Below are 22,457 nucleotides of genomic sequence, written 5' to 3' on the forward strand. Positions count from 1 at the left end.
GCGATGCTCTGACCCAGGGGTGGTTTTTGTCCCAGGGTGAACAACCCCCGGACCAGGTGATGACCGGACAGGCCCGGTCTTTTCCAAAGGGCAGATGATCCGGGATCACGGGTAGAATCTGAGAAGTGTGGTGGCCAGCAAGGGCCCTTGGTATCGGTTGCTTGATTTTGCGAAATAATGCATAGTATAATTACGATGATATTTAACGGACAAAGGGTTGCCGAGAGTACTTGGGAGGTTCTGGTCGATGGGTACGAATCTTGAGAAAGTGTATAATCCTAAAGGGATGGAAGAGAAGTGGTATAACTATTGGTTGGAGGGCAATCACTTCTACGCGGATAACGCCAAAGAAGGGCCTGTCTTCTCGATTGTCATACCACCTCCCAACGTAACTGGCCAACTGCACATGGGACATGCTTTGGACAACACCCTGCAGGATATCATTACCCGCTGGCGGCGCATGCAAGGATATAACACCCTCTGGCTGCCGGGGACGGATCACGCCGGCATTGCGACCCAAATACGTGTGGAGGAAGAATTGCGCAAGGAGGGGCTCACCCGGCATGATCTCGGGCGGGAGGCCTTCCTGAAGCGGGTGTGGGACTGGAAGGAGAAGTACGGAAATACGATTATCAATCAGCTGAAGCGTCTTGGTGCTTCTTGTGACTGGTCTAGGGAACGGTTTACCCTTGACGAAGGTTGCTCCCGGGCGGTGCGGGAGGTATTCGTTTCCCTCTACGAGAAGGGGTTGATCTACCGCGGCCATTACTTGATTAACTGGTGCGTGGAGTGTAACACCGCCCTGTCCGATGTGGAAGTGGAGCATATCGAATCCCCTGGCAAGCTGTACTATATCCGCTATCCCTTCGCCGATGGCGATGGATATATTACTGTCGCCACCACCCGGCCGGAGACCATGTTGGGGGATACGGCGGTGGCGGTGAATCCCGAGGATGATCGCTACAAGGATCTAGTGGGTAAAACCCTGCGCCTACCCTTGACGGACCGGACCATTCCGGTGATCGCCGATAGTTTCGTCAGTCCCGAGTTTGGAACCGGGTTGGTGAAGGTCACCCCGGCCCATGATCCTAATGACTATGCCATGGGCGAGCGACACAACCTGCCCCAGATTCAGGTTATTGGCGAGGACGGCGTGATGACCAAAGAGGCCGGTCGGTATGCGGGCCTCACCCGGGAAGAGTGTCGTAAACGGGTGGTGGAGGATCTTAAGGCCGCGGGGCTTTTGGAGAAAATTGAAGACCACATGCATGCGGTGGGGCACTGTTACCGTTGCGATTCGGTGGTGGAACCCCTCATTTCCGAGCAGTGGTTTGTGAAGATGAAGCCCTTGGCGGAACCGGCCATTGAAGTGGTGAAAAACGGCCAGGTGCGCTTTATACCGGAGCGGTTCACGAAGCTGTACTTGAATTGGATGGAGAATATCCGGGATTGGTGTATTTCCCGGCAACTGTGGTGGGGACATCGCATTCCCGTTTGGTATTGCGATAACTGCGGGGAAACCATCGTCAGCAAAGTGGATCCCACCCATTGTCCCAAGTGCAATAGTGACCGGTTGACCCAGGATCCCGATGTACTCGACACCTGGTTCTCCTCGGCACTGTGGCCCTTCTCGACCATGGGCTGGCCCGATGCGACCAAGGATCTAGAACGTTACTATCCCACTTCCTTGTTGGTTACCGGCTTTGACATTATCTTCTTCTGGGTGGCCCGGATGATCGTGATGGGCATGGAGTTTACCGGTAAACCGCCCTTTAGTGAAGTCTTGATTCACGGTTTAGTGCGGGATAGCCAAGGGCGGAAGATGAGCAAGTCCCTGGGCAACGGTGTGGACCCCTTGGAAGTGATCGAAGAGTACGGTGCCGATGCCCTGCGGTTTACCCTGGTGCGGGGCGGTTCCCTGGGCAACGATATGCGTTACTATCCCGAGCAGGTGGAGGCCAGCCGCAATTTCGCCAACAAGGTGTGGAACGCCACCCGCTTTGCCCTAATGAATCTCGATGGCTTTGTGCCCGCGGCTACCCCCACGGACTTTAGCCTTGGGGATCGCTGGATTCTTAGCCGTTACCAGCGAACGGTGGAACGGGTTACTAACTATCTGAGCGAATACGATTTGGCCGAAGCCAGTAGAGCCATATATGAGTTTACTTGGAACGAGCTTTGTGATTGGTATGTGGAGATCTCGAAGCCATACCTGTCTGGGAAATTCGGTGCTGAAGTGAAGTATACCACCCAGTGGGTGTTGTGGACGGTTTTGGATGGTACCTTACGGCTGCTCCATCCCTTCATGCCCTTTATCACCGAGGCGCTGTGGCAAGCGCTGCCCGGCACCGGTGAGACCATCGTGCGGGCTGCTTGGCCTTTGGCCCAGGAGAGGATGTTAGACCCGCAGGCCGAAGGAGATATGGCCGTGCTGATGGATGTGGTCCGCAGCATCCGTAACGTCCGCAGTGAGAAACAGGTGCCACCCAGTCGTAGGATTAAGGCCCTGGTGTTTGCCGACGGCCGCCCGCGGGAGATCTTAGAGGAAAACCGGTTGTACGTGGAATCTTTAGCGGGACTTGGGGAATTGGAGATTGGTCCCGCCACGGGGGAAAAACCGGAACAGGCCATCTTCGCCGTTGCCTCTGGTGTGGAGATCTACCTACCCTTGGAAGGCCTGGTGGATCTGGAGGCGGAGCGGAAGCGGTTGGAGAAGGAACTGGCCAATAGTGAGCAGGAGATCAAGCGTTGTGAGGCCAAGCTGAGCAATGAAGGTTTCCTGGCCAAGGCCCCGCCGGAAGTGGTGGAAAAGGAACGGGCGAAGCTACAGGCTTATCTGGAGGAGAAGGCCAAGATCGAGGAAAGCCTGAAAGCTTTGGCGTAAGTCTCCCAGGGAAAGGATCGAAGGAAAGTGGATTTTTCACAAGGACAGGCATACTTGGAGAGTTTAGCCCGGTTTGGTTCCAAACCGGGCCTTTCACGTATCCAGGAGCTTTGCCAGGCCCTGGACAACCCCCAGCGCAACTTTCCGGTCATCCATATTGCGGGGACCAACGGCAAGGGTTCCACCGCCCGGATGACCGCGGATATTCTTGCGGCCCATGGTCTGAAAACAGGTCTGTACATTTCTCCCCATATTGAATCCTTCAATGAAAGGATCACGGTGCAGGGTGTACCGATTCCCTCTGGGGCCCTTGATGCTTTGGTGGAGGAGCTGCGTCCCCTGGCCACAGGGATGGCGGATCACCCCACGGAATTTGAGGTCTGTACCGCCTTGGCCCTTCGGTACTTTGCCCAGGAGGAAGTGGACTGTGCGGTGGTGGAGGTGGGAATGGGGGGGCGGTTCGATGCCACCAATGTAGTGCAGCCCGCGGTTTGCGTTATCACCCATGTGGACCTAGATCACCAGGAGGTCCTGGGGAAGACCATTGAAGAGATCGCCTTCGAGAAGGCGGGGATCATTAAACCGGGCGTGCCGGTGGTATTAACCCCCCAAAGGGAAGGAGCAAGGAATACGATCCTGGCGGTGGCCGAGGAGCGGGGCTGTCATGTGGAGGAGCTTGATGCTTCCGCGTGGACAGTGGAGGAAGTATCCTTGGCAGGTACTGTGTTTACCTTTCAGGGCCAGAGGATCCACTTGAGTCTGTTGGGGCAACATCAGGTGATCAATGCCTGTGCCGCCATTACCGCCAGCAAGTTGTTCCTGGGCGAGGCCTTTCATTGGGAGCCGGTGCTCCAAAGCTTGGGGCGGGTGCGGTGGCCTGGGCGGTTGGAAGTGATGGGGACTGATCCCCTGGTGCTATTGGATGGGGCCCACAATTTGGATGGTGCCCAGGCGCTCAGGGCGGCTTTATCTGCTTTGTTACCTGAACGGAAAATTACCTTTCTTATGGGTATGATGGAAGATAAAGAAGCAAATGCTATCCTTAAGACGCTGTTGCCCTTAGGCACAAAAGCCATATTTACCGAACCAACCAAAGGCCGGAGTGCATCCATTCCGGCCGCTGAACTGAAGAGCCTGGCCCGGAGGTATCTGGATGAGGTTTATGCCTATCCGGATCCGGCGGTGGCCCTGTCGGAGGCTTTGAACATGGTGGCGGGGGATGAGGTGCTTTGTATCTGCGGATCCCTGTACTTGGTCCGGGAACTGCGCCCTCTGCTGAGCAGGAATTAGTTAGCCCGTTGACGAATGATTAGGCGAGTGGAACGCCAGTGAAGAGAGGGTCTGGTTTTTATGGCTACAGACAAGAAGAAAAATGATGGTTCCGGTAAACTTGGTTTTGCCATGCTGCTGATTGCGGTGGGAGCCTGTGCGATTTTTATCGGATTTCTCATTGGCCAGTGGTTGATGGATTTGCTTGCGCCCAGTACACCGACCATTGCCTTTGACTCACAAAGCATCGCAGGTGCCCTGGACGAGGCTTCATCGGAATCTCCCCCCAGCGGCTCGCTTTCTGCATCGACCTCACCAGCGGTGACCAGTACCCCTTCCACTACCAGCACCACCACGGAGACGACGTTGTACCGGGTGCAGGTGGGGTCCTTCCGGCATAGGGAGAACGCAGAGCAATTAGCCAACCGGTTGCGGGCCTCGGGTTACGAAGTATACGTCACTCCCGAACCCTACCGGGTGCAGGTGGGAGCCTTCTCCCAACGGGACAATGCTGAGAAATTGTTACAGGAGTTGAAGGCCCAAGGATATAACGATGCCTTCATTGTCCAGTGACGGAGGACAAGTTAATCAGAACGTAGACTCTGGCGCAGGGGCTTTAGGAAGCTTGCCTGCGCCTTTTTCTCTCCATCAAGTCCACAAAGGCTTCCAGCCTGGTTTGTAAGCCTGCTTTACCTGTAAGTTCGTCACAGGCCACACTGAGGACAGGGATGTTGTAATCTTTACTGACCTGGGGCAGGATGCTCTTGGCCACGATCTCCGGTATGCAAGTGAAGGGGGAAAGCTGAACTACACCGTCAAAGCCCCTATGGGCATAGATGATCGTATTTCCGATGGAGTCCTGGCCGTGACCGCCGACCATTTCCGGTAGGTACGGTGCCGCGGCCCGTTTGATCTCCAACCCACCAACTTGACCAAGGGTGTCGGTGACGGTATTATCCACGACCCAGCCACTGAGGTAGATGGAGCGATGCACTTCCACGCCTAGCTCTCCTAGGGTCTGTTCGATATCCAGATTCGCAAAGGGTTCGATCAGAACATAGATCTCTCCCACCAGCCCCACCCGTAGGGGTTTTCGGGTGGGGTCCTGGGGAATGCTGCGAAGTTTGGCTTCGCCGGCTCTTCTTGCTTCCCGGACCTCCTGAAGGGTGCGGGCCTTGTCCAAGGCCGCCACACATTGTCGATACACCCGGGTGGTCTCTCCCTTGTTTAGCTCCCGGGGCCGCACGTAATGGGAAAGCTTCTCAAGGGCGTCTAACGCCACCAGCTTGGTCCAGCATGTCCGGATCACCGGTAGCAACCGGGGTAAAGACAGCCTCTTTCCGTTGAGGACCCGAATGTTGTGAAAGAATCTTTTCCAGCCGAACCGGGGAAGTTCAAAGATGATCATTTCGAAGTCGTAGCCCAGATCCTTTAGGATCACTTCGTGCAGATTGCCGTACAAGCCGGCCCGGCAGGGACCGCAGCCGCCGCTGGTCACCAGGGTGTCGGCGCCCTTCTCAAGGACTTCCAGATATGTGCCCAAGACGATCTTGTAGGGGACACAGGCGAATTCCGGGGCGTATCTAGTACCCAGGCTCAGGGTTTTTTCCGTGGGTTTTGGCGGAAACACCACTTCGTTGCCCAAGGCCTCCATCAGATCGCGGAAGACAATTGACGAGGTACCCATACTGGGGAAACTCACTTTACGCACTGGTAGTACCCTCCCTTTGACGTTGACGGCGGCGAACCATGTCGCAGAAGGCCTCCAAGCGGGTCAAAACGCCACTTTGACCTGACTGTTCGTCGATGGTTAGGGTGAGGAAGGGTAGATCATGTTTCTTGGCCTCTCCCTCCAACAGGCGGTTCACGAGGAAATCGGGACCGCAACCGAAGGCGGTGACATGGATGATGCCGTCTACGGGTCTGTGGCCTTGGAAGATGTATGAGGCAGTCTTGAGAATGGTGTGGCTGAAATACCAGAAGACATCCTTACTGTCCCAGTACTTGCCCCTGTGTATCTCTTCCAAGGACAGATTTTCAAAGGTGAAGTACTGCACGCCACAATCAGCCAGATGGTTCACCAGATCCATGCTGGTATACCCGTCATTGATTACATAGGGGTAACCCAAGACCGCAAGTCTCAAGGGATTGGGGTGGGGGACTGGTCTTTGCTTTGTCGGTCGGCCATCGATGGTTCGTAGGGCCTCTGGTACCGATACTCCCTGGGAAAGCAACTCAAGATAGGCCCGATGGGCTTCCAGAGCCCTTTGGCCAGCCCTTTTGATTAGTCTTTGATCATCGGTGAAATAGATTCCCGTTTCGTGAAAGGCCTGGAAGAGCCGTCGCTTGCTGCCCCGAATGGCCACCCGGGGACTGATGACCGGTGGTAGATTGGGTATGGAATAGCGGACCATGTCCGGTAGGCCAAGAAACTTGGGACAGAAGGTCTGCTTACCTCGGTAATTGACCATCCGGGGGATGAACAGATAATCCACCTTGTCCCGCAGAAACTTCGCGTGGCCGTGATATACCTTGATGGGAATACACGCGTCGGTTACCGTCTCTTCTACCCCCGCATCGAGGATCTTTTTGGTGGTGGGCGGAGAGACCAGTACTTTGGCTCCTAGCTCTTGGAAAAAGGCTTTCCACAGGGGATAGAAGGTATAGAAAAAAAGCCCGCGCGGTATACCTACAGTTACGTCAGGCATCGGTTTACCCTCCAGGCAGACAGATGACAAGATTGCATTACTCCGAGAGAAATTATAATCACAACAAGGAAAATAAGTCAATTAATCGCAAGAACCAGATCGTGTTGCCCCGTATCCCCAAGTCCCTAGACCGGTGGAGTCTAGGACAAAAAATTACATCCCTAGGGTCTAGCCCTAGGGATGTAACCCTACCCTCACTACTCCAGGGTGAAGCCGTATAGTTTAACTTGCTCCACACCCCGTGTCTTCTTGGGGATGAAGCGGATGCCCTCCGCCTTTACGTTCAGGTCCACATAAACCAGCCGTTGGTAGTTGTCTGCCACCGTCTTAATCTTTCGCCACTCACCATCAATGAGGGCCTCCACCACAAAGTCCGACACCAATTCTGGGGGCAGCGGTGGGGGAGTCTTACCCTCCAGCCAGCTGAAGGAGAAGGAACGCTCCAGCCCCGTGTCAAAGACGAAACGGGCCCGCTTGACCAGTTGGGGTTGGGCAAAGGTGTAGGTGATGGCATCGTTAATATTTCCTACCCAGCAGTGGTGATCATTGCCCACGGGTCGGTCGATTCCGTCCCGTAGGGGCTCCGGATCGCCCACCGCAGCAGCGAGGGTGGCCTGTCGAGTCAGCTCGTTGATCTCCCGTTTGTGCCAGGGTAGGTAGCAATCGTCCTCCAGCAGGATCTGCTGCAGTTCCTTGATTCTGTTTTGCCCGATCTCCCGCAGGGTGCAGTTGTACTTAATGGCCAAGGCTGCGGCGGTACCAATGGCTTGCCCCATGACCGCACAGGTCCCCATTACCCGGGTGGAGGACATGGCGATGTGGGTGGCGCTGATGTTCCGACCCGCAAAGCCTAGGTTAATGATGTTCTTGGAATACAGGCACCGATAGGGAATCCCATAGGGGGAAGGGGCTTGATGCCAGTGGGTGGGCACCAAGTCAGGTCTGCGGAAGCCTCCGGGGGTATGATCATCCATGGTCCATCCGCCGTAGGCCACAATATCCGGGAATTTCCCTTCGGCTTCGATGTCCCCTTGGGTGAGGAGATGATCGCCAATGAGCCGTCGGGACTCCCGTTTGCCAGGGAGGAACTGGACCCATTCCAGGGCGAAGTTTTCGGCCCCATGATCCCCATGGTTCTTGATGTGATCCCAGACGCCGTAGACCATTTTCAGAAGTTCATCCCGCATCTCCTCAAAATCGTAGATGGGATGGTCTTCGCCTCCCACCTCGATCCACCAATAACCCATCCAGTGATCCTTGCCGTAGGACATATGGCCGCGGGCTACCCCCATGCTTTCTTCCGTGGGGTATTTATAGGCCCACTGGGGCGGGGTGAAGGGCTGCGGGGTGTCGTACCTTTTTGCTAGGAAAAGACAGGTGCAGCCCATGGTCTGGGAGTCGGCCTTTTCGGGCGCTAGGGACTCGTTGAATTCCGAGCGTGCTTCCCGGCCCAGGCGAAACTCAGCTCCACTCAAGGGGGCGAGGATACCGTCTCCGCTGCAATCCAGGAAGATCGTGGCTTCCACCGTATGCTGGGTCTCGGTGGTAAGCTGCCAGGCAGTCACCCTCTTAATTACGTTGTTCTCCGTTAGTGCATCGTAGCAGGAGCAGTTAAGCAGTAGTTTTATATTAGGCTCCTGCCAGACGGTTTCCCACAGGACCCGGTCCCACTCGGAGTAACTGCCCTGGGGATTCTTGTAGGCATTCTCCAGACGGATTTCCTCGAGGATGCCCGTTTCCCGCACGTATGGGATGCTGCCATGGCGGTCGGCGCCACAGATATGCATCCGGATTTCCGAAGAGGCATTGCCTCCTAGAACCGGTCGGTCGTGGATAAGTATTACCTGGGCGCCGGTTCTGGCCGCGGCGATGGCGGCCGCCATGCCGGAAATCCCTCCGCCGACGATACAAATATCGGTTTGATGGTGCAATTTTCTCATGCTCGTGGCTGGACTGCTCCCAGGAGCAGTCCATTGGCCTCCCTTCCGACGATCACCGGTTGTGACCTCGTATTCGATACATGGAAAACCTATCTACTTCGGTCTTGCCCCTATCATATCTCAATTACCCCCTAGTGACAAGAACCCGGGGGTTACGGTCCCCGCAGCGATGCAGCCTTTCCCGAGGCTGTGTTTAGACTAGCAACACCAAGGGGTGCCTAGTCCAGCGGAGGGCCCTTCAATGGTGTGTATGTGTCCTACGGGAGGGGAAATACTCCCACTTTCCAGTTTTGACCAAAGGGTGCTGCGGATTCTCCAAAGGGTCCTCACCCGGTCCACCGGACCTCATAGCATACTTCTACGATGGTTTCATGTGTCCTCGGTGGATCCAATTGTTGGGAGATGAAGGAACTGGGGAATGCATATCGACAAGGCACCCCCGGCAATGATCGGTCTTGTTTGATGCGAAAGCGGGCATCCGTGCACGAAAAGGATATGATAGATATTCTTCCCATGCCCTTTCCTTCGGTGAGGGGTCTTTTGATTCCTTCGGTCACCCTGGAAGAAGATTATCCCCAGAGGCACCTTTGATCCTGCTTACCAACCGGAAACCCACCTTGTCTTCCCTTTCGCTGGTGTGCTGTCCCTAGTCTAGGAATCCCCAAGGCAGGACATACTAGGAAATGGTAGAATATTAGGGTAGTGTACATCCCCAGACATATTGGCTCAGCCTGCCGAATAATCTATTTCAGAAAATAGATTAGGCGGGAAGTGAGTCCATGGGGAAGAAGGTCCGGTGGTTGCTGCTTTTGTTCTTGTTGGGACTTTGCTTGGGGGTGTACCGTTGCCTCTGGCGTCCGGCACCGAAGGTGGGTCCCTTGGTGCATCTGTGGTGGGCCGCGGAGGGTAAACTTTTGCAACTGGACCTGGAGGAATATGTGGCCGGGGTGGTGGCTGCCGAGATGCCCGCCTCCTTTCATCCCGAGGCCCTCAAGGCCCAGGCGGTGGCGGCAAGAACCTATGCGGTGCGCATGCTGGCCCAGGGACGCCGGCTTACGGAGCATCCCCAGGCCCAACTATCCAGTGATCATCGGGTAGATCAGGCCTGGTATTCCTCCGAGGAACTGAAGCAGCGGTGGGGTGTGTGGAACTACTGGCGTTACTGGCGAAAGATCAAGGAGGCCGTCCAGGCCACCGCAGGGGAGGTTCTGGTCTACCAGGGGGAATACATCTTGCCCGCCTATCACTCCACCAGTGGCGGCCGTACCGAAAACTCGGGCAACTACTGGGTTACCGACCTGCCATACCTGGTCAGTGTGGAAAGTCCCTATGAGGAACACTCCCCCTGGTTTGAACACGAAGAACGACGGTCCATCGCCCAGGTGCAGGTGGAGTTATCCAAAGCCTTGGGTGTTTCTCTCCAGGCACCGCTTACCGTGGTGGTGACCCAGCGTTACCCTTCGGGGCGGGTCCGTGAACTTTCGGTCAATGGTGTGACCTTGACCGGACGCAGATTTCGTGAGATTCTGGGGTTGCGTTCCACTTGGTTTACGGTGAGCCAAACCGCGACGGAACTAGTGTTTTCCGTGCGGGGTTACGGCCATGGGGTGGGGATGTCTCAGTACGGGGCCGATGGCTTTGCCCGGCAAGGGTGGAGCTATCGGGAGATCTTGTCCCATTATTACCCCGGAACTACCCTTGTAGAATACTAGCCGCAGAAGGGAGGCATCTAAAGGCTTTCGGGAAGGAAGCCTCGAAGACGATGCAGGAGCTTTGGGATGTGGTAATTGTTGGAGGAGGTCCGGCGGGCCTTACCGCGGGGTTGTATGCGGCCCGGGCCGGCCTGAAGGCGCTAATACTCGACAATGCTGGCGGCAGTCAGCTGTTTAATACCTCGGAAGTGGAAAACTATCCGGGCTTTGTGGAACCCATCGGCGGACGACAGCTGAGCGAACTGATGGAGGCACAGGCCCGCCGCTTCGGTTGTCAGATTGGGTATGACCAGATTAGCAGTGTTACGTTAGATGGAAAGCTGAAGCAACTTCAGGGCCTGAGCGGTACCTACTTGGGAAAGGCCTTAATTGTGGCCACAGGCTCCTCGCCCCGCAAACTGGGGGTACCCGGTGAAGAAGAATTCGCCGGCCGTGGTGTTTCCTATTGTGCCACTTGCGATGGAGCCTTTTTCAGGGACAAGCCCATTGTGGTGGTGGGTGGGGGTGACTCCGCCCTGGAGGAAGGGATTTTTCTCTGCCGCTACGGCAGCAAGGTCACCATTGTGCACCGCCGTCAGCATTTTCGGGCTACCCACATAGTCCAGGAGCTGGCCAAGAAGCAAGAAAGGTTGTTTTTCCAGCTGAACTCGGTGGTGGAGGCCATTGAAGGTGGCGACATGGTGGAACGGGTCCGGCTCCGGGATGTGGTTACCCAGGAGATCAGTTACCTGGAAGCCGCCGGGGTGTTCATCTATATTGGACAGAACCCCAACAGTGGCCTTGTGGCTGATCTAGTTACCATCGATGAAAACGGCTACATCATCGCGGACGGGGAGACCTGCCAGACCAGTGTCCCCGGGATCTTTGCCGCAGGGGATGTGCGACAGAAGGGCCTGCGACAAGTGGTGACTGCCACCGCCGACGGAGCCATCGCGGCCATGGCGGCCAGCCGTTATATCGAACAGAACTTCTAACGGGCCGGGAGGGCCCGTTTTCCTTATTTTCCTATCCTGAAAAATATCTGCCCTTGTCAGTAAAATTTCCTCCTCTCCCGCAGCCAAGTGTGGTAGAATCATATCAATATAGATCCCCACAGGATCTAGACAAAAAAGAGAGGGGGGAGCAGAGTAGCCAAGTTGCTGGCTATATCTGTGGCAGCAGTGCAGAAGAGTATCATTGATTGCATTGGAAAGACGCCCTTGGTGAAACTTCAGCGCATCGGAGTTGCCGCGGGCGCGGAAATCTGGGCCAAGGTGGAAGGTTTGAACCCTTCTGGCAGCGTCAAAGATCGGGCCGCCTGGGCTATGGTCTTGGATGCCGAGGAGAAGGGTAAGCTGAAACCCAACGGTACCATCGTGGAACCCACCAGTGGCAATACGGGGATCGGCTTGGCGATGGTGGCCGCGGCCCGGGGGTATCGGTTAATTCTCACCATGCCCGAGACCATGAGCCAAGAACGGCGGGACCTGCTCCGGGCCTATGGGGCCGAACTGGTCCTTACCCCGGGGGCTTTAGGAATGCGTGGGGCTATCCAGAAGGCTGAAGAACTCATTGCGGAGAATCCAGACTACTTCATGCCCCAGCAATTTGAAAATCCGGCTAATTCCCGGATTCATGAGATTACCACCGGACCGGAGATCTATGCCGAGATGCGCGGGGACATTGCCGCCTTTGTGGCTGGTGTGGGTACGGGGGGCACCATCACCGGGGTGGGACGGTACTTAAAGGCCCGGAATCCGGAGATCCGGGTCATAGCGGTGGAACCTGCTGCTTCCCCGGTACTATCAGGTGGAGAACCGGGCCCCCATGGTCTGCAAGGGATCGGGGCCGGCTTTGTCCCTAAGATCCTGGATGTCAGTCTGTTGGATGAGATCATTACCGTGACCGAAGAAGAGGCGAGGGTAGCCTGCAAGGCCCTGGCCCAGCAGGAGGGGATCCTGGCGGGTCTTTCCTCGGGAGCGGCGGTCCATGCGGCAATCCAAGTGGCCAAAGGGTTGGCCCCTGGGAAGAAAGTGGTGGTGGTCCTGCCGGATCACGGTAACCGTTACCTGAGCCTATTCTAACGGGTCCGTTGGGGGGATGAGTATGCTGCGGGATGACCGAAGGGTGCCTAAGCAGCTTCAGGAAAAGTGGGCACGCCTCGAGCAAAGGTTAGCAGAACTGGGTGGAGCGGTGGTGGCCTTTTCCGGAGGCACCGACAGTACTTTTCTGTTGGCGGTAGCCAAGGAGGTGCTGGGGGAGCGGGTATTGGCGGTGACCATTGCATCTTTGGTGCACCCGCCCTGGGAGGAGCAGGAAGCGGCCCAACTGGCCAGGGACTTGGGGGTGCCCTGGCGGAAGGTTCAACTGGATCTTTGCCAGATCCCGCAGTTTGTCTCTAACCCCCCGGATCGTTGCTACCATTGCAAGCGGCATCTGGGGCAAGAATTGCTGAAAGTGGCACAGGCTGCCGGTTTTCCCCACGTGGTGGACGGCAGCAACCAGGACGATCTGGGGGATTATCGGCCGGGGATGCGGGCGGCAAAGGAACTGGGGATCATCAGTCCCCTGCAGGAGGTTGGCCTGACCAAAGGCGAGATCCGGACCCTATCCCGACATTTGGGTTTGCCCACCTGGCAGAAGCCGGCCTATGCTTGTCTCGCGTCGCGGATTCCCTACGGGATTGAGGTCACTCCAAAACGACTAGAGCAGCTGGCTTTAGCGGAAGACTACCTAAGAAGGCGGGGATTTGAGCAGCTGCGGGTTCGGTATCACCAGGAAGTGGCGCGGATTGAGGTGTTGCCCGCGGATTTTTCCCGCTTGGTAGAAATTGCTGACGACGTTGTCCGGGAGTTTGTAAACCTAGGATTCACCTACGTAACGATGGATCTTGCGGGGTATCGGACCGGCAGCTTGAACGTGGGATTGAAGCACGAAATCGGAGCGGAAACAGGATAATTGTGTGTCAGTGGTGAATAACTGTTAGTGTAGTCATGTCTAGGCAGATTGGAGTGAACCTTTCAAGATGCAACGATTGATTTTAGCGTCCAGTTCAGCGCGACGGAGATGTCTCATGGAGCATTTGGGGTTACCCTTCGAGGTGGTGATGCCCGAGGGAGTGGACGAAGAGGCGGTGGTGGGGGACTCTTCGTACCAGATTGCCCAGGAGATCGCATTGGCTAAGGCGAAATCCGTGGCGGAGAAGTTTCCCGATGCCATCGTGATCGCCGCTGACACCCTGGTGGTCTTTGGCGAACAGATTCTGGGGAAGCCCAAGGATCGAGAGGATGCCATCAACATGCTGCGTACATTACAGGGCAAGTGGCACAACGTCATCACCGGGGTAGCCATCGTTCGGAAGGACACCAATCAATGCCTTACCGACTATGAGAAGACCGGTGTCTGCTTCTGTCAGCTTTGCACCAGCGAGATCGAAGCTTACGTGGACACCGGCGAACCCATGGATAAGGCCGGTGCCTATGGAATCCAAGGAAAAGGGGCATTTCTCGTTGAACGGATCAACGGATGCTATTTCAACGTTGTAGGACTACCTCTGGCCAAGTTAGGCCGGATGCTGCGGAAATTTGGTGTGTACGTTCTAAGCTAGTTTCAGTATAATAGGGATGTCCGGGAACTCCCACTCCTGCTGGTCTTTGCCAGGGGGAGATTTCGTGCCTAGAACAAGGACGAGACTGAAGATCAAAGACTTGCCGTTGTCGGAACGGCCCAGGGAGAAGCTGGCCGAATTGGGGGAAGCCTCCCTATCGAATCGGGAGTTGCTGGCCATATTATTGGGGACCGGTACGAAGGAAGAATCTGCTTTAGACCTTGCAGATCGACTGTTAGTGGTTTTCTCGAGCTTAGCCGGCTTGATGGATGCAAGTTTCGATGAACTTAGAAGGGTGAAGGGAATCGGTCAGGCCAAGGCCGCGGTTTTGCGCGCTGCTTTTGTGCTGGCGAAGCGGGCGCGGATCGAGAGCAAAGACTGCCACCAGCGTGTGATCACCGGGCCGCAGGACGTGGCTGAGCTGCTGGTGGAGATGATGTCCGATCTGGACAAGGAATACTTCTATGTGGTGATGCTAAACAGCAGGCGGGCAGTCATTGGCATCCGTACGGTATCTATTGGCAGCATCGATGCGGTATTGGTTCATCCCAGGGAATTGTTCAAAGAACCCATTAAGGCAGGGGCCAGCGCGATTATTCTCGCCCACAACCATCCCAGTGGCGATCCGACGCCTAGTACGGAGGACCTGTCGCTGACAAGGCGCTTGGTCCAAGCAGGGGAGATCTTGGGGATACAGATTGAAGATCATATTGTAATCGGTGGTCGCAAGTATTGTAGTTTACGGGAAGAGGAAGCGTTGCGTAGTCCGAAGGGGGCTGTGGAGAATGTTTGGTAAGGACGTGGGAATCGACCTGGGAACCGCCAATACCCTGGTGTATATCAAGGGCAAGGGTGTGGTGATCCAGGAGCCCTCCATGGTGGCGCTGAACCGGCAGACCAATCAGGTATTGGCCGTAGGCCGCGAAGCCAAAAACATGGTGGGGCGCACTCCAGGGAGCATTATCGCGGTGCGGCCGATGGAAGATGGTGTTATCGCCGATTTTGAAGTGACGGAGCGGATGTTGGCACATTTTATTCGGAAGGCCACTAAGGGCTTTTCGTTGTTTAGGCCCCGGGTGTTGGTGGCGGTGCCCAGTGGTGTGACGGAAGTGGAAAAACGTGCGGTCATTGATGCCGCCCGTTCCGCCGGAGCCAGAGAAGCCCGGCTCATTGAGGAGCCTATGGCCGCTGCCATCGGTGCAGGGCTGCCGGTACAGGAGCCTACGGGAAACATGGTCGTGGACATTGGCGGGGGGACCACTGAGGTCGCGGTGATCTCCCTGGGAGGTATAGTGGCCCATCGCTCCATCCGCGTGGCCGGTGATGAGATGGATGAGGCGATTATCCAGTACGTCCGCCGGACCTACAATCTTTTGATCGGTGAACGGACCGCGGAGGAGATTAAGCATACCATTGGTAACACCTACCCCATGCCCGGTGAGGAGCAGTCCATGGACGTGCGGGGCCGGGATTTGGTGACGGGCCTGCCTAAGAATGTGGTGGTTAGTTCCGAAGAGATCCGGGAAGCCCTGGCGGAACCGGTGGGGGCAATTGTGGATGCGGTGCGGGTAACCTTAGAGCGCACACCACCAGAGTTGGCGGCGGATATCATGGACAAGGGAATCATCATGGTGGGGGGCGGGTCCCTCCTGAAGGGATTGGACAAGCTTATCTCCGATGAAACCCGTATGCCGGTGCATGTACCCGATGATCCCTTGTGCGCGGTGGCCATTGGGACTGGCCTCGCCTTGGAGCATTATTCACTCCTGGAACAGGTGGAGATTGGACGCAGTCGCCTAGGTGCTTAGCTTGGCGTGGGAATAAAGAAACCGCTAGTGGATGTCCTTGGGTGAACGGGATCTGGGTTTTTCAGTAGGCGAGCAATGGGTGTGGCGGGATGCAACAACATTTAGGTAAGATAATTGTGATTGCAGCGGTCGTGCTCTGCGGGCTGGCCATGTACCTTACCGCAGACTTGCGGCAGGATCAGGGCTTTTTGGAGAAGATGCTGCGAGAAGTCGCGGCGCCTTTTTCCAATCTAATCCATTCTGTCAGAACAGCTTCTACGGGTTTTGTTGAGGGGATGCGGTCCCGCCAAGAACTGCAGCAGGAGAATGAAAGGCTGCGGCAGGAAAATGCCGAGCTTAAACGCCAGTTGGCCTTCATGGAACGTTATGTGCGGGAAAATGAGTTTTTGCGTGGAGCCCTGGAGTTACCTTTGGTTGAGCAACCGGCCACCCTTGCGGCGGAAGTGATCGCCCGTGTGCCCGAGGAGTGGTGGAGTCAGATTACTATCAACCGGGGAAGTAGGGCTAACGTGCAACCTGGTAACCCTGTGATCGACAGATACGGGCGTGTGGTGGGTAAGGTGTGGAGTACCACTTGGCATACGGCCCAAGTGGTATTGTGTGTGGATCCCAAGCTAACGGTGGGTGGACGGATCCAGCGGACCGGGGGTTTAGTCCTCGTGGAAGGGGGACACCCGGAAAAACCCCAAGGGCTTAAGGTCAAACCCTTGGATCGCCATATGGATATCGAGGAAGGGGATGTGGTGTTAACCTCGGGGTACAGCAGACTGTTTCCTAGCGATTTGCCCCTGTGCCAAATCACCTCTGTGGTCCTCGATGAGTACAACATGCCTATTCTGGGGTTTGCCGAGCCCTTGGCGGATTTGGAACGTTTGGATTTGGTTTATGTCCTGGCCTGGGAAGTGGAGGCTGAGCAGTGACCAGAACCGGCAGGGCCGTCGTGGCTAGTCTAATTGCTATAGTATTGGAGTTTTCCCTGTTTGGATGGAATTTCGGGGGCAGGGTTAGTTTGGTGCTGGTGGTTCTGCTGGTGTCCGCGTTGCTGTTGGAGACGAAGGATGCGGTCTTGCTGGGGGGAATTAGTGGTCTGTTGATGGATCTTTTGGGTGGCCGCCTGTTGGGTATGCATGTGGTGACCTACGCTCTACTCTGTTTTTTTATCAGCCGGCTTCTGACCCATTTCTTCCGCGAGCGGATGTTCCTTGTGGTTTGCATTGGTCTGGGGGGAACCCTCTTGTACTATGGGTTAAGTAGCCTTTGGTTATTCGTCTTTGCCCCCCACTACTTACCCGGTCTTTGGTTCTTGAGCAATGTTGCCCTGAGCACCGTGGCCAATGGGGTGCTCACTGTATTGATCTATCCGTTAGTCTATCGTTTGTACAGCTGTGGTGGGTCTGGTTTTTGGGGGAAAGCCAGTTGAACGATGCGGTTTTACGGAAACGCCTGATCGGTTTAGGATTGTTGTTTGTCTTCGTCTTTGTGGTGATCATAGCTAGGTTAAGTCAGCTACAGATCTTGGAACAAGAACATTATGTGCTTCTTGCGGATCGGAACCGCATCCGACGCATGCCCATTACTGCTCCCCGGGGTCTTATTCTGGACCGACATGGTGAAGTGTTGGTCCGTTCCCGGAGTTCCTTTACCATTTCTGTTGTGCCCGGTGGTCTTACCGATGACCGGGAAGCCGTTCTGCAAAGACTCACCGAGATCCTGGCCCAACAACCCAATAGTGGTATAGAAACCGTGGAGGATGTGGAGAACTTGATTAAGCGGGGGGCCACCTATCCCTACGAGCCCATCCGCCTGATCCGGGACGTCTCTCCCGCCACTTTGCTAGCGGTGGAGGAGAACCGGTGGGACTTGCCCGGCGTCATTGTGGAGGAGATGCCGGCTAGGGAGTACGTCTATGGGTCTTTGGCTAGCCACGTGTTGGGTTACATGACGGTGATTAACGAAGAAGAACTGCGGGAACGGCAGGGCGAGGGATACCGCCCCACGGACCTTATTGGCCGCAGTGGTCTGGAAGCCTTGTACGAACGGGAACTACGGGGTAAAGACGGCATCACCCAAGTGGAGGTGGATGTCCGCAGCCACGTCACCCGGGAGATCGGCCGGCAGGAACCGGTGCCCGGCAATAATCTGGTGCTGACCATCGATCGTTGGTTACAGCAGGTGGCGGAGGCGGCCTTGGAGGAGCAACTCCTTGCCCTCCAGGAGGAGTATGAAGGCCAGGCGGCCCAGGCCGGGGCAGTGGTGGTGCTCGATCCCCACACCGGTGAGGTCCTGGCCATGGCTAGCTATCCCAGTTTCGATCCCAATCGCTTCGTGGGTGGTGTCAGCAAGGAGTATCTGGCCTATATGAGTGGCCCTCCCTCGGCCGAAGAAAACCGGGCCACCCGGGGTCTTTATTCCCCTGGCTCGTCCTTCAAGCCCTTTGTGGCCGTTGGTGTATTGGAAGAAAGACTGCTAGGTCCGGGGGATGTGTGGTTTGCCGACGGGCGCAGTCAGACGGGTAAAACCTGCTGGTATTACAGGGACTATGGCTTGAGCCACGGATTGTTGACTGTGGCCGATGCCCTCAGCCAGTCCTGTAATGACTTTTTCTGGTACTTCGGTACGTTGTTAGGACCCGAGGGGATCGCCCGTTACGCCCAGCAGTTTAATCTAGGTCGTCCCACGGGGATTGATCTCTTTCCGGCGGAGAAAGCGGGGATCATCCCCACCCCCCAATGGAAATGGGACAATTTCAGCAAACTGGAACCCTGGGATCGCCGGTGGCAGTTGGCGGAAACGGAGGATTTCAGTATCGGACAGGGGTTTGTTTTGGTTACTCCTTTGCAGATGGCGGTGGCCTATGCGGGGTTAGCCACCAGGGGAAGGATCTATGAACCGTTTCTGGTGAAAGAGATCCACTCTCCCACGGGAGAAGTGCTTTACCGGCGGGAACCCAAATTGATTGCCGAACTGTCCTACCGGGAGGAGACCTGGGAAACGGTACAGCGGGGACTGCGGATGGTGGTCACCGAGGGGACGGCACGCTCCCGGTTTACTGGTTCTCCCATTACCGTGGCGGGGAAGACCGGTTCCACCCAAGTGAGCGGGGGCATTGCCCATGGCTGGTTTGTGGGCTGGGCCCCCGCGGCATCGCCGCAGATCGTGGTGGCCGTTTTGCTTGAGCACGGAGGTAGCGGGGCCCAAGCCGCGCCTGTGGCCCGGCGGATCCTGGAGGCGTATCTTCTGGAACGGGAAGCCCCGCCGGAAGAGTGAGTAGCGGTGACGGTTTTCGGTCAATTGCCAGTGTCCTAGCGTACCTTGTCAGTGGTCCCTGGATGTGGATTTGCCAGGCCCGGGTCTGGGACCCTTATAGAAGTATTTGCCCGAAGGGGAAGGGGAAAGACGGGTCCTGTGGTTTCCTGGTTCGGGATGGTACTTTTCGTGCACCTGGTCTAGGGAAATATGCTATATTTGTATGGTAATGGAGGTTCTGGACAGGGATGCAGGAATTGGATTGTACTTTCTCGAACAATCATTAGGTAGGAGAGGTTGTTATGGACCTGAGTACAGTGGTGGTCAAAGGAGATAAACGCGGAGTCTGTGTTTATATAAATGAACGTGCCGATTTTGAACAGGCCTTTCAAGAACTGGTGGATAAGCTTACCGCCCGCCGGGAGTTCTTTGCGGGTTCCCGGATCCAGATTGCCATGGGGGCCCGTCAGTTGACCGAGGAGCAGGGGGAATTATTCGCAAAACTGGCTGAAGATTTGCAGTTGGACCTGCAATTTGTCAATCGACGGTTGCCGGAGCTGAGGATCCAGCGGAAGCCCATTGAAGCCCCCGAGGTGCAGGAAAAGCCGGAACTGTATTCAGTCAATACCTTGCTCATTAAGAGGACGATTCGTTCGGGTCAGTTGGTGGATTATCCCCACAGTGTGGTGGTCCTGGGGGATGTGAATGCGGGGGCCGAGGTGAGAGCTGCAGGAGACATCGTGGTCTTCGGTCATCTGCGGGGCATTGCCCATGCGGGCAAAGATGGGGATATGAAAGCGGTGGTGATCGCCTTAAGGTTGCAGCCCACCCAATTGCGGATTGGTTCGTGCATATCCCGGGCCCCCGATGAGGTGGACGACACCTACCGCGGTCCTGAGATGGCCTATGTGCAGGACAGCAGAATCGTGATTAAATTATTTGACTTCGGAAAATCTGTTAGCGGACTGACAGTGGGGTAAGGAGGAACAGGAACATGGTCGGTAAAGCATATGTGATAACCAGTGGGAAAGGCGGCGTGGGAAAGACGACCATTACGGCAAACCTGGGGTGTGCCTTGGCTTTGCGGGACAAGCGCGTTGTCTTGGTGGACGCGGACACGGGCTTACGGAATCTCGATGTGGTGATGGGCCTGGAGAATCGAATTGTCTACGATTTAGTACATGTGGTGGAAGGACACTGCCGACTCAGTCAAGCACTGGTTAAGGACAAGCGTTTGAAGAACTTGAGTCTACTGCCCACCGCCCAGGTGAGGGAAAAGAGTGCCGTATCACCAGAACAGATGGAGGCGGTGATAAATGAGCTGAAGGAGGAGTTTGATTATATCCTGGTGGATTGTCCAGCGGGAATCGAGGAAGGGTTCAAGAATGCCATTGCCGGTGTGGATGGGGCTTTGGTAGCCACCAATCCAGAGGTGTCCTCGGTGCGCGATGCGGACCGGATTATTGGGTTGTTGAACGCGGAAGGGATCGAAGAGCCGAAATTGATCGTCAACCGGGTGCGTCCGGAGATGGTGAAGCGTCGGGATATGCTGAGTATGAATGATATCCTTGAGGTTTTGGGGATTCAACCCATCGGCATCATCCCTGAGGATGAGAATATTATTGTGTCTACCAACCGTGGAGAACCCATTGTATTGTCCGGGAAGGGCAAATGCGCCCAGGCTTTCATGAATATCGCACGGCGGCTCGAAGGGGAAGACGTACCCTTCCTGAACCTTGACCAACCCGGACTGATGGACAAGATCAAGCGGATCGTGGGAATAGGACAATAATTGGAGGTTGTATCCTATGTTGGAGTTCGTGACCCGCTTTTTTAGCAGGTCTTCCTCCGGAAGTAAGGACGTGGCGAAAAAGCGGTTACAGTTGGTCTTGATTCAGGACAAGGGCGGACTATCCGTTGAACTGATCGAACGGATCCGGGTGGACATTATAGAGGTTATCTCCAAGTATGTGGAGATCGACGATGATGCGATGGATGTGGAACTGACCGACTCCACCGAGTGTTTGACCCTGATGGCAAATATCCCCATTAAAGGGCCCCGCCAAAGACCGCTATAGCAATGGTGATCCACCGATAGGGGGAGAGAAGTAGTTTGCTTCTGGAGAGGAGATTTGCCAAACGGATCGACTATGGGCTGATTATTATGGCAATGGCCTTGTTTGCCGTAGGTTGCCTGGCGGTCTATAGTGCTACCCGGGGGATCTATGCCAGTAGTCCATTGTACTTCGTGAAGCGACAAGTGGCCTGGGGTGTCATCAGTCTCATCGCCTTTGTTGCGATGATGACCATCGATTACCGGGTCTGGCAGCGTTGGGTTCCTATGCTTTACGGGGTGAATCTGGTCTTGCTTTTGGCGGTGCTGTTCACCGCTAAGGAGATCGGCGGCAGCCAACGTTGGTTTCGGATCGGCGGTGTGGGTATTCAGCCCTCGGAGTTTGCCAAACTTGTGGTGATTATCACCGTGGCGAGATTTTTGCACCAGCGGGATCCGAAGGATCTCAAGGTGCTAGCGGGGACCTTCTTGGTGGTCCTGCCTCCCATGGTGTTGGTCCTGCGTCAACCGGATCTGGGGACGGCCCTGGTTTTTATCGCCATCGTGTTGGGGATGCTTTACCTGGGGGGGGCCAAGCTGAAACACCTGGGGGTCATCGTGTTGGTGGGAGGCTTGTTCGCAGTTTTGGGGACCGTGGCTTCACTGCAGGGCTGGGTGGAGATTCTTGATGATTATCAGTTGAAGCGGATTTTGGCCTTCCTGGATCCCTGGGAGGATCCCACCGATACCGGGTGGAATGTGATCCAGTCCATGATTGCCGTTGGCTCAGGAGGCTTTGCCGGTCAAGGTTATTTACAGGGTTCCCAGACCCAATTGAGTTTTTTGCCTTCCCACTATACCGACTTCATTTTCTCCGTCATCGGAGAGGAATTTGGCTTCCTAGGGGCAGTGGTCTTGCTGTGTCTTTTTCTGGGACTCTTTCTTCTGCTCATGCGCACCATTGCCAAGTCCCAGGACCGCTTTGGTCGCCTGCTTGTGGCCGGGGTCCTGTCCATGCTTGGCTTCCATGTGGTGATCAACGTGGCCATGACCATCGGTTTGGCGCCGGTGACCGGGATTCCCTTGCCCTTTATCAGCTATGGAGGAAGCAGTCTGCTGACCAACATGCTGGGGTTGGGGATGACCGCCAGTGTGTATATGCGGCGGGACAAATTGATGCTTAACTAGGATCTACCGTGCCCACCACCCGTAACCGGTTTTTTTGCACAGCTTTTTTCCTTGGCCTGCTTT

At 55.8% G+C, this 22,457-nt stretch carries 20 protein-coding genes; 17 read left to right on the plus strand and 3 right to left on the minus strand.

The window, feature by feature from the left end:
* The first annotated feature begins 247 nt into the window (after positions 1-247).
* Genes GXX57_05035 through GXX57_05045 form a run of 3 tightly spaced genes read left to right on the plus strand, consistent with a single transcriptional unit; the run spans position 248 to position 4,726 of the window.
* Positions 248-2,884 carry a valine--tRNA ligase gene (locus GXX57_05035; protein ID HHV44012.1) on the plus strand — a complete coding sequence of 879 codons (2,637 nt, stop codon included), beginning with the start codon at positions 248-250 and terminating at the stop codon, positions 2,882-2,884.
* Positions 2,885-2,911: 27 nt separating this feature from the next.
* Positions 2,912-4,174 (plus strand): bifunctional folylpolyglutamate synthase/dihydrofolate synthase, encoded by a 1,263-nt coding sequence (locus GXX57_05040; protein ID HHV44013.1) that lies wholly within the window; start codon positions 2,912-2,914, stop codon positions 4,172-4,174.
* A 60-nt stretch (positions 4,175-4,234) separates the two neighbouring features.
* Positions 4,235-4,726, plus strand: a complete 492-nt coding sequence (locus tag GXX57_05045; protein ID HHV44014.1) for an SPOR domain-containing protein — start codon at positions 4,235-4,237, stop codon at positions 4,724-4,726.
* Positions 4,727-4,769: 43 nt separating this feature from the next.
* Here the strand turns inward: GXX57_05045 and GXX57_05050 are convergent, their stop codons facing one another.
* From GXX57_05050 to GXX57_05060, 3 genes are all read right to left on the minus strand, one after another.
* On the minus strand, positions 4,770-5,864 hold the full coding sequence (locus GXX57_05050; protein HHV44015.1) for a CoA protein activase: 1,095 nt from the start codon (positions 5,862-5,864) through the stop codon (positions 4,770-4,772).
* Positions 5,857-6,861 (minus strand): 2-hydroxyglutaryl-CoA dehydratase, encoded by a 1,005-nt coding sequence (locus GXX57_05055; protein ID HHV44016.1) that lies wholly within the window; start codon positions 6,859-6,861, stop codon positions 5,857-5,859. The genes GXX57_05050 and GXX57_05055 overlap by 8 nt, the downstream gene beginning before the upstream one ends.
* A 197-nt stretch (positions 6,862-7,058) precedes the next feature.
* Positions 7,059-8,801, minus strand: coding sequence for an FAD-dependent oxidoreductase (locus GXX57_05060; protein ID HHV44017.1), 1,743 nt, complete (start codon positions 8,799-8,801; stop codon positions 7,059-7,061).
* Positions 8,802-9,580: 779 nt separating this feature from the next.
* Here GXX57_05060 and spoIID point away from each other — a divergent pair.
* The 14 genes from spoIID (at position 9,581) to rodA (ending at position 22,394) form a co-directional block, all read left to right on the plus strand.
* Entirely contained in the window at positions 9,581-10,513 is a 933-nt protein-coding gene (gene spoIID / locus GXX57_05065) for a stage II sporulation protein D (GenBank protein HHV44018.1), read from the plus strand.
* Positions 10,514-10,563: 50 nt separating this feature from the next.
* On the plus strand, positions 10,564-11,487 hold the full coding sequence (gene trxB, locus GXX57_05070) for a thioredoxin-disulfide reductase (GenBank protein HHV44019.1): 924 nt from the start codon (positions 10,564-10,566) through the stop codon (positions 11,485-11,487).
* Between the two features lie 177 nt (positions 11,488-11,664).
* Positions 11,665-12,576 (plus strand): cysteine synthase A, encoded by a 912-nt coding sequence (gene cysK / locus GXX57_05075; protein HHV44020.1) that lies wholly within the window; start codon positions 11,665-11,667, stop codon positions 12,574-12,576.
* Between the two features lie 22 nt (positions 12,577-12,598).
* Positions 12,599-13,450: an ATP-dependent sacrificial sulfur transferase LarE gene (gene larE / locus GXX57_05080; protein HHV44021.1), complete on the plus strand. Its 852-nt coding sequence runs from the start codon at positions 12,599-12,601 to the stop codon at positions 13,448-13,450.
* Between the two features lie 67 nt (positions 13,451-13,517).
* Entirely contained in the window at positions 13,518-14,099 is a 582-nt protein-coding gene (locus tag GXX57_05085; protein ID HHV44022.1) for a septum formation inhibitor Maf, read from the plus strand.
* A gap of 16 nt (positions 14,100-14,115) precedes the next feature.
* A complete protein-coding gene (gene radC / locus GXX57_05090) occupies positions 14,116-14,895 on the plus strand; it encodes a DNA repair protein RadC (GenBank protein ID HHV44023.1) in 780 nt (259 codons plus the stop codon).
* Positions 14,885-15,907, plus strand: coding sequence for a rod shape-determining protein (locus GXX57_05095; GenBank protein HHV44024.1), 1,023 nt, complete (start codon positions 14,885-14,887; stop codon positions 15,905-15,907). The genes radC and GXX57_05095 overlap by 11 nt, the downstream gene beginning before the upstream one ends.
* Before the next feature lie 89 nt (positions 15,908-15,996).
* Positions 15,997-16,827, plus strand: coding sequence for a rod shape-determining protein MreC (gene mreC / locus GXX57_05100; GenBank protein HHV44025.1), 831 nt, complete (start codon positions 15,997-15,999; stop codon positions 16,825-16,827).
* The gene (gene mreD, locus GXX57_05105) at positions 16,824-17,327 is read left to right on the plus strand and encodes a rod shape-determining protein MreD (GenBank protein HHV44026.1); all 504 of its coding nucleotides are present in this window, start codon (positions 16,824-16,826) and stop codon (positions 17,325-17,327) included. The genes mreC and mreD overlap by 4 nt, the downstream gene beginning before the upstream one ends.
* Complete coding sequence (gene mrdA / locus GXX57_05110) at positions 17,324-19,174, plus strand: penicillin-binding protein 2 (protein ID HHV44027.1); 1,851 nt, start codon at positions 17,324-17,326, stop codon at positions 19,172-19,174. Before mreD ends, mrdA begins: the two co-directional genes overlap by 4 nt.
* Positions 19,175-19,455: 281 nt before the next feature.
* Entirely contained in the window at positions 19,456-20,133 is a 678-nt protein-coding gene (gene minC, locus GXX57_05115) for a septum site-determining protein MinC (protein HHV44028.1), read from the plus strand.
* Positions 20,134-20,147: 14 nt separating this feature from the next.
* Positions 20,148-20,945 carry a septum site-determining protein MinD gene (gene minD / locus GXX57_05120; GenBank protein HHV44029.1) on the plus strand — a complete coding sequence of 266 codons (798 nt, stop codon included), beginning with the start codon at positions 20,148-20,150 and terminating at the stop codon, positions 20,943-20,945.
* 16 nt (positions 20,946-20,961) lie between these two features.
* Positions 20,962-21,231 (plus strand): cell division topological specificity factor MinE, encoded by a 270-nt coding sequence (gene minE / locus GXX57_05125; GenBank protein HHV44030.1) that lies wholly within the window; start codon positions 20,962-20,964, stop codon positions 21,229-21,231.
* Between the two features lie 35 nt (positions 21,232-21,266).
* Entirely contained in the window at positions 21,267-22,394 is a 1,128-nt protein-coding gene (gene rodA, locus GXX57_05130) for a rod shape-determining protein RodA (protein HHV44031.1), read from the plus strand.
* The last annotated feature ends 63 nt before the right edge of the window (positions 22,395-22,457 follow it).

The organism is Bacillota bacterium (assembly GCA_012839765.1).
GTDB lineage: Bacteria > Bacillota > Limnochordia > DUMW01 > DUMW01 > DUMW01.